7 protein-coding genes and 2 pseudogenes are annotated in these 7,887 nt (G+C 32.9%); 3 read left to right on the top strand and 6 right to left on the bottom strand.

Annotated elements, in window-relative coordinates:
• Window positions 1–79: 79 nt before the first annotated feature.
• Window positions 80–193: pseudogene (locus WMZ97_RS21530) on the top strand (oxidoreductase); the annotation flags it as partial.
• Window positions 194–867: 674 nt separating this feature from the next.
• On the opposite strand, the gene WMZ97_RS21535 reads toward WMZ97_RS21530, so the two are convergent.
• The 5 genes and pseudogenes from WMZ97_RS21535 to WMZ97_RS21555 all read right to left on the bottom strand — a co-directional run bounded on the left by WMZ97_RS21535 (window position 868) and on the right by WMZ97_RS21555 (window position 3,716).
• Window positions 868–1,239, bottom strand: coding sequence for a hypothetical protein (locus WMZ97_RS21535; protein WP_121131890.1), 372 nt, complete (start codon window positions 1,237–1,239; stop codon window positions 868–870).
• A 200-nt stretch (window positions 1,240–1,439) separates the two neighbouring features.
• Window positions 1,440–1,631, bottom strand: a complete 192-nt coding sequence (locus tag WMZ97_RS21540; RefSeq protein ID WP_121131889.1) for a hypothetical protein — start codon at window positions 1,629–1,631, stop codon at window positions 1,440–1,442.
• Between the two features lie 35 nt (window positions 1,632–1,666).
• The gene (locus WMZ97_RS21545) at window positions 1,667–1,891 is read right to left on the bottom strand and encodes an SHOCT domain-containing protein (protein ID WP_121131887.1); all 225 of its coding nucleotides are present in this window, start codon (window positions 1,889–1,891) and stop codon (window positions 1,667–1,669) included.
• Between the two features lie 28 nt (window positions 1,892–1,919).
• Window positions 1,920–2,285, bottom strand: a pseudogene (locus WMZ97_RS21550) (arsenic resistance protein); the annotation flags it as partial.
• A gap of 582 nt (window positions 2,286–2,867) precedes the next feature.
• Window positions 2,868–3,716, bottom strand: coding sequence for a hypothetical protein (locus WMZ97_RS21555; RefSeq protein WP_343274123.1), 849 nt, complete (start codon window positions 3,714–3,716; stop codon window positions 2,868–2,870).
• 184 nt (window positions 3,717–3,900) lie between these two features.
• Here WMZ97_RS21555 and istA point away from each other — a divergent pair, with 184 nt between their 5' ends.
• Together istA and WMZ97_RS21565 are read left to right on the top strand one after the other, a co-directional pair.
• Window positions 3,901–5,469: an IS21 family transposase gene (gene istA, locus WMZ97_RS21560; RefSeq protein ID WP_343274124.1), complete on the top strand. Its 1,569-nt coding sequence runs from the start codon at window positions 3,901–3,903 to the stop codon at window positions 5,467–5,469.
• Window positions 5,459–6,202, top strand: coding sequence for an ATP-binding protein (locus tag WMZ97_RS21565; protein ID WP_343274125.1), 744 nt, complete (start codon window positions 5,459–5,461; stop codon window positions 6,200–6,202). The genes istA and WMZ97_RS21565 overlap by 11 nt, the downstream gene beginning before the upstream one ends.
• A gap of 110 nt (window positions 6,203–6,312) precedes the next feature.
• On the opposite strand, the gene WMZ97_RS21570 is transcribed toward WMZ97_RS21565, so the two are convergent.
• Window positions 6,313–6,912: a hypothetical protein gene (locus WMZ97_RS21570; RefSeq protein WP_343274126.1), complete on the bottom strand. Its 600-nt coding sequence runs from the start codon at window positions 6,910–6,912 to the stop codon at window positions 6,313–6,315.
• Between the last annotated feature and the right edge of the window lie 975 nt (window positions 6,913–7,887).

Below are 7,887 nucleotides of genomic sequence, written 5' to 3' on the forward strand. Positions count from 1 at the left end.
TGAATATTGTTTTCTTTTCCCCATAAATCTACTTTAACATCTCCTTATTTCGTGTCTAGATTTATGGGTCCATTATAGTTTATATTTTCTCGGTTTACCTTGGCTATATAGACGGGGTTCTGCTCTCTTGCAGGGTGTCGGGTATGATGCAGAGTATTTAGTGAAACATATTCAGAACAATAATGAGCGGTAGTCAAAGAAAAGGCCAACGTAGAAAATAGTATGACTTATACTGAATTACTTTTATATGGAAAGTATAATTTCAACTTAATTGGAGATCATATGTATAAATCGTTATTAGTTGTCTTATGAATTTCAACAAATTTGCACATACATAAATGTGCAAACAAGCAAAAAGGTCAGCACTAAATACAGTGTTGGCTTTTTGCTTCTTTTCTAGGACTGTAATCTATTAACGTCATAAGAATTCGAATAGCAATAATCCAGAGTATAAATTATTTTAATTTAATCCCTGTCCCACTGTTGGCGACAGTCAGGACACTCCCATTTTGTTACTTTGTCTTCTTCTATACTAGAAATGCCGATTTTCCTTGTGAAATGAGTTGAATTACCGTAGTGCTTGCGTAACTCTTTTGGGATAGGTTCACCCTGCAAGTTTGAATTGCAGAAGGGACAATATTCAATACTATTATCCATTTTCTCATCCTTTTAATAATATTGAGGAAGAAGAAATGCCAAGGATTTCTTCTTCCTAGACTTACAAGTAGCAATAACAACATCAACAGTATACCACTTATTTATGGGAATAATAACTGTCTATGGTATTTGGTGAATAACCACCAAAATAGCTTATCAGAGGTAATTATATTACCATTTTCAATCATATACTTTAAAAACTCTTCCCATCTATTTATTAAACAACTGTATCACATCTTCAACAACATCTTTGTTGTAATTTTTGTCTAACAAGCGTTCAATAACTGCTTCCAACGTTTGTCTCTGATATATTTTTGTTAGTGCTTTTAGTATGTTTTCTGTATCGATTGTTCCGAATTTATCTAAATGAACTTTCATCAAAGAAGCTTCACCGTCTGGTAAAACAAGAATATCTTCCACTTCTTTAATAGAATACCCTATACCAAACAAAATTTCCGCTACTCGTCTCTTTTCTATTGAGCTGACAATATAATTTAACCAGTAAAGCTGATTTTCCCTTAACGTCGTTATTTGTTGAAATTCCTCAAAAGAACCATGCTCAAAAATGTATTCAATATCCATCTTATACACTCCTTGTTCATTTCATTATGAAGCAAAACAAGACCTAATATACACACTTCAAACATTATTGACTATGTTAATGGGCCGACTATTCAATGGGAGTGAGACAATTGATGTTTACAGACGAGTAAATCATTTGTAGAGAATAACCGCTGAACCGTTAAACCCCGTTAATTAAAAAATGATGTGGTAGTTGTTTACTACCACATCATTTTTTCTTCCATTTTCCTTAAACGTTCATCAATCATATCAACTTTTTGCTTAATTTGTTGTGTCATCTTCATGTGTTCCATCATCATTTGTTTCATTTCATCCATCCCCATCATGGGCATACCAGCTTCTGTTCTTCCTGTATAATTCGGATAATAATAGTATGGATATTGATAATTCAATTTTGCACACTCCTGTTCCTGTAATACAATAATATCTAATATTTTATATATGCCTTTAACATAAATACGTGAATGTCACCTTCAAAAAAATGATCCGATTGTCGTATTTTGTACTCCTCCTCGGTATCGATTTCTCTTTGGGAATATCGCTGTCTAAGTACTTCAACTGCCTTGTCAGTTTGGCTTGATTTATTTCTTGATGATAGCTTTCGTATTATTAATACGATTAACCAAATAATTAAACCCCAGAACACTAACATAAAATACCACCAAACATCATCATTGAGAAGCTAAAAAGAGTATTTGAGCATTGCCAAAAAGGGGAATAATTTTGTTGTTTAAAACAGATTTTTTTCTTAATAAGAATCGTGTAAGATGAGCAATTATAAATGGGACAACTAATACAATAACTGTATAGTTCCAGCACAAATATTAACAAACACACTGGCAAAAGTACGACTTGCAAAATTAAATTAATCGGCAAAACGGATGTTGAAAGAGACACATTTCCTTTTGCTATGCCAGAAAACGCTAGATATCAATCTGTACAAGGTGTCACTATAAGCATGATAAACCAATCCATAAAGCAGGATAATCAGATAAGAAAATGGAACCCAAACCCCAAGCTAATATTGGTGTCCAGATAAAATTAACCTATTTCCGATCCTTATATGTTTGGGTTACTTTTATGCAAAATTTATACCGCCATTTCATACGTAAATTAAATGCCAAATACATCATTTAGCATTTAATTAGAATAGTGATATATATAGTAATAAAAGTTAATAATATAAAACATTATAAGATACATTAGTCTCTTAAAGTAACTTTAAGACACCCTTACTTGGCAAGGGATTGAAGAGTTTATATGACAATAAATTTCAAGGATACTAGAAATCAAATATCTATAATATAAAATTAATTAATGTAAATATGATTTTTGTCTTTAAATATAGATGTTTTAACAGATACTATAAAAATTTCCTGAAGTAATTGGCCATTATTCTTTAAAAAATAGCTTTATTGAGAAACAATACAATACAGAAACAAGAGAATCGTCCTATACTTTTTTATTAAAAGGTATTGTTTGAAAAATGGTCATGCCAAATAACCCTTCTCCATTAGGGCAGAAAGGCAGAATTTATATTTTATATTTAAAAAAAATAATTATTAGGCAATCCCCGCATTTTGGACCTTAAAAAAACAGCAATAATAATTTTAAAGAAGGATCCGATATTACTCGGTAATTGCTACGTAAGGATTGTAAAGTAATTTTTCCCTTCTTTCTCTTTTGTAGTTACTGTCCCGTTTGATTTCAGAGATAGTACGTTCTTTTTGACTTAATTGCCTTTGGATAGCAAGATAAAATACTTTATTTCTATCATTACCATGAGCTTCGGCCTCATTTTTATAGATTTTTTCTATTTTCTCTTTAAATTCATACCAAGTCTTATCTACTTGTGTGAATTGGTAATAAATTAAGCTATATACTGCTTCTAGTTCACGATCTAATATGATAAGGTTGTCGTTATATGATTCTTCCATAATATAAGATATAAATGGTTTACTGTCTTTGATAGCATGTTTGAAATTTAAAGATTGATATGGGAATGTATCAACTTTAGTAAAATAATCATTTTTCACCTGTTCGAATAAGGATTTAAGTCTTTGTTCAATTCTAGGAATAACATAAAAGTTTTTAATTGTATTACCAAAATCACCATTTTCCATTAGATTTTGAAAAGCATGGCTTCTATTTTTGAAAAAATCTTTTAAGCCTTCACGGTATAATTGTATTCCTACATCACCGAATTCCTTATATATTTTTGCCTTTACCATATGGACCTTCTCTAAAGCTTTTACATCAAAGCTGTCTAAACTACATCCAAAATCTTTTGCGATACATTTTAAATCCTGCAACGTTGCCAATCTTGTCATATCATAAATGTCACAAATTTGATCTTTGGAAACTAAATCTTTTGCTATACGAATATGAATGATATGGTGCTTTACTTCATTTTGACTCATGCGTTTCTTTCTTTTACCTGTTTTTTCGGCAAACGTATATAATTGATTATTTCGCATAAACAGGTCCACCAATATCCAAATGGAGTCCACCTGTACATTCGATTGAGTCCACTTATCTTAAAATTGAATTCACGTTTGAAGTCCACCATTTCGCAATTCAAGTCCACTTCATAGCCTCTTTTCGGTATATTTAATTTGAAAGCCATTGCTTTCAAATTAAAACGGAAAGGAGGCCTTTTTTATGGCCAGAAAAATTCCAGCTAAGACAATTCTCGAATACCGGGCAATGGGGCTGTCACGCAACATGATCGCAAAGACAAAAAATGTTGGGAAAAGCTCTGTTAGTGACGTATTTCATCGTGCAGATGAGTTTTGCTTAGCGTACGAAGACATTGAAAAATTAACAAATGAGGAGGTGTATCGTCGACTGTTTCCAGAAAGACATCAATCTGAATTACTTTATGAGATGCCTGATTATCAAGCCATACATCGTGAATTAAAACGTGTAGGTGTGACTTTAAAGTTATTATGGCAAGAATATAAAGATGTCTGTGACCAATCAGGTGCCGTATCCATGGGCTATACGAAATTTTGTAAAGGCTATCAAGATTATATCTTGCAGTTTAAACTAACAAACCATTTAAAACATAAACCAGGTGTAACGGCAGAAGTGGATTGGAGCGGTTCAACGATGGAAATCACAGATCGTGATACTGGTGAAGTCATTACCGTCTATTTATTTGTTGGGTCTTTACCTTACAGTCAGTACACATATGTTGAGCCAACATTTGATCAAAAAAGTAATACGTGGCTTCAATGTCACGTGAACATGTTCGATTTTTTTGGTGGATCTGCCGTACGTTTGGTATGCGACAACTTAAAAACGGGCGTCATTCATCACCCAAAAGAAGGAGATATTATACTGAACAGTCAATACGAAGCATTAGGTGATCATTATATGACTGCCATTATGCCTGCACCGGTTCGCAAACCAAAAGGGAAAGCATCTGTGGAGAGTGCGGTGGGAAAAATTGCGACAGCGATTATTGCTTCTTTAAGGAATCAACAATTTTTCTCCATCTATGATTTAAAACATGCCGTTCGTGAGAAATTGAATGACTATAATAACCGGTCATTCCAAAAACGGACAGGCAGTCGAACCGAAGTATTTAAACAAGAGGAAGCCCCCTCTTTGAGAAATTTACCAAGTGCCCCATATGAAATTGCAGAATGGGTATATGGACGTAAGGTAAATTTAGACTGCCATATCCAATACAAGAATAACTATTATTCCTGTCCGTATCAATATGTAAGGCAAACAGTGAATATAAAAGAGTCTAAACATTCCTTGGAAGTGTACTATCAGGACAAGCGTATTGCGACACATCGGAAAATGAGTGAATACCAAAAATATCAATGGTCCACGCAGCCTGAACATTTACCTGATCAATTTCATCGTCCAGAATGGGACGATGTTCGTTTGATTCAATGGGCACAATCTATTGGCCCGTCTGTGCATGAAGTGATTAAACGGGTTTTTGATAGTGTCAAAATAAAAGAACAAGGCTATCGATCCGCACTATCTATTTTACAACTAACCAAAAAACATTCCAAAGAAACGGTAGAATCAGCTTGTGAACTCGCACTGACAAAGGTATATTCACCACGATACAAGCAGCTAAAAACGATTCTATCATCTGGTGTCTTAAACCAACAGAAGGAAAAAGACGCTTCAGTAAATAAACAACAAACCTCTCAAGGTTACATTAGAGGGGCATCTTATTATGGAGGCGGTAAGCATGATGAATGATGAAACAAAACGCAAATTACGTGAAATGAACTTACAAGAAATGATCCAAATGATTGAACAACAAAATCAGGATTCCACTACACTCACTATGAATTTTGAAGAACGGTTTCAATATATTGTTGATTTTGTTTATCAAGAAAAATATAACCATAAAGTTCAAGGACTTATCAAACGTGCAAAGTTTCGTATTTCAGGTGCAGATATCACAAGTATCTACTATGATCAAAGAAATATAGATAGGCATATCATTCAAGAGCTAAGCACCTGCCAATTCATTCATAGAAATGTAAACGTCATTTTCGCAGGATTTACAGGTTCGGGTAAAACATTCTGTGCATGTGCTTTAGGAAAGGAAGCCTGTAAGCAAGGTATACGCACACGATATATTAGAGTTCCTGATTTATTAATAGAAAGAGACGAAGCCTCCCTCCAACCAAGAGGAATCGTTAAATTGCTTAATAAATATTCTAATTATGGTCTTCTTCTATTAGATGAATGGTTACTAGATAGTCTTTCTGAACACGAAATTCACTTCTTATTTGAATTGATAGAGCGCCGATATGACTCTGGATCAACAATTTTCTGTACGCAGTTTGCCAAGAAAGATTGGCATACCCGGTTAGGGGGAGGAGTCCACGCAGATGCGATGATGGATCGTATTGTACACAATGCCGTATGGTTTGAAACAGGAAATATCAACATGCGGGAATATCAAGCGAAAGAGAATCTATAATTCTATCAAAGGCCACTTTTTGGTGGCCTTTGTCATAGTGGACTCCAATTAAATATTAATGGACTTCTATTGAAAATCAGAGGATCTCTTCTTGTGGATTCATGGACTTATTACTGTGAAATAATCAATAATCTTTCTTTAAGATTTTTAGTGTTTTTATTTAGTATTTCTTTGCTCGCTGCAAGTCGCACTTCAAAGAAACCTTTATTAATTAAATCTAAAAGGTTGGATATCATATCTTCAAAACTAATAAAAAAATCTAACTTTACATCCTTTGCATTAGTCCGGTTTTGATAAAGATGCTCAATAGCTAAAGAATGTTCATGACCCGGAAGTTTTGCTGAAAGAATATAAAATAGGAATTGTAATTGGCGCTTATATAACTTTTTAAACTCATCAGATTGAAAGAACTTATATAAATTTATATAGTGAAAATTATGGTTATCAGCTGTAGAAATAGTATTGAAATTACTATATAAGTAACCATCTTTACCTCTATAGATCCATTCGATTTTCTCCAATTTACCTAATGCTTCCTTAATTAGACGAGGAGTCATTATATTTGCTGCTTTAATATGTTCTAACATAATATTAATTCGTTTGTCTAAATCTGTATTAGCCGCTAAAAATGGGATTAGACGCAGAGAAACAGACGAAAGAGATTTTAATATTCTTTGTTGTTTTAACATTTCCCTACTTAACATTGTCATTATTTAACCCTCCAAAACTTGTGCAAAAAGAAAAGAACCCCAAATCTAAGTACGCCTTTGAACTATCAAAGACCTAACAAAGATTTGGGGTTCTCCCTTTTTTATTATGAAATTTTAATTTTATCTAATAAATGTAAAGTTATTATATACTAAATAATATAGTAATAGCAAGAGAAATGTTTTCATTTTTGTAGCAAATCTATGAACATAAGATTAAACGTTATTTAAGAATATTGGAGTAATCCTGCTGTTATTTTGATTATTGATCCGCTAGAATCAAAATAAAGGCTGGATTCTGTAAAGAAATACAGCATAAACATCATTATCACGCTATAGTAGTATGCCGCAAACATTCTATTTGAAGTATATCCAACTCTATTGTCATTTAATGCATTTTTAAGAATCCAAACTAAACGGAAATATGTAATTATAAAATCACTTAAAATTGTATTGTATAATTAGAAATAAAGAGATTGTATAATGAGGAGTTGAACGTAATTTTGAAAGGCTTGTTCAACTACCGGCTCAGGATTATTGGACAGGGGTGTTAGTAATTAATCTGCTCGTTATTGGTCAATGAAAGTGGGGAGAGGAATGAAAGGATTGGCTTGGGTTCTGATACTTTATTATTCACTTGTTACTGTACTTTGGATAGCAAATTCACCTTATTTATTTTCGATCTGGGGAGTAATTATATGGTTGGTTTCGATTGTATTAGGCTATGTTGTTTATAAACAAATTAAAGAAAAAAACATTATAAAGCATCTTATGTTGTATTCAACTTCCTTTATGGTGTTTTTGCTTATAGTAACAGGTTTAATCCACTTAGTAGTAACATCTATGCCATAATGTAAATTTAACAGTCTGGTGCTTTAATGTAATAAGCGTAAATATTAATTAAAGTGGACCCCATTGTCAAGACACAAATTTTTATAAGTTAAGGTGGGCTTTATATATTATTTGCCCGTGGGAGTA

The sequence above is a fragment of the Lentibacillus songyuanensis genome, assembly GCF_039548255.1.
Lineage (GTDB): Bacteria > Bacillota > Bacilli > Bacillales > Amphibacillaceae > Lentibacillus_C > Lentibacillus_C songyuanensis.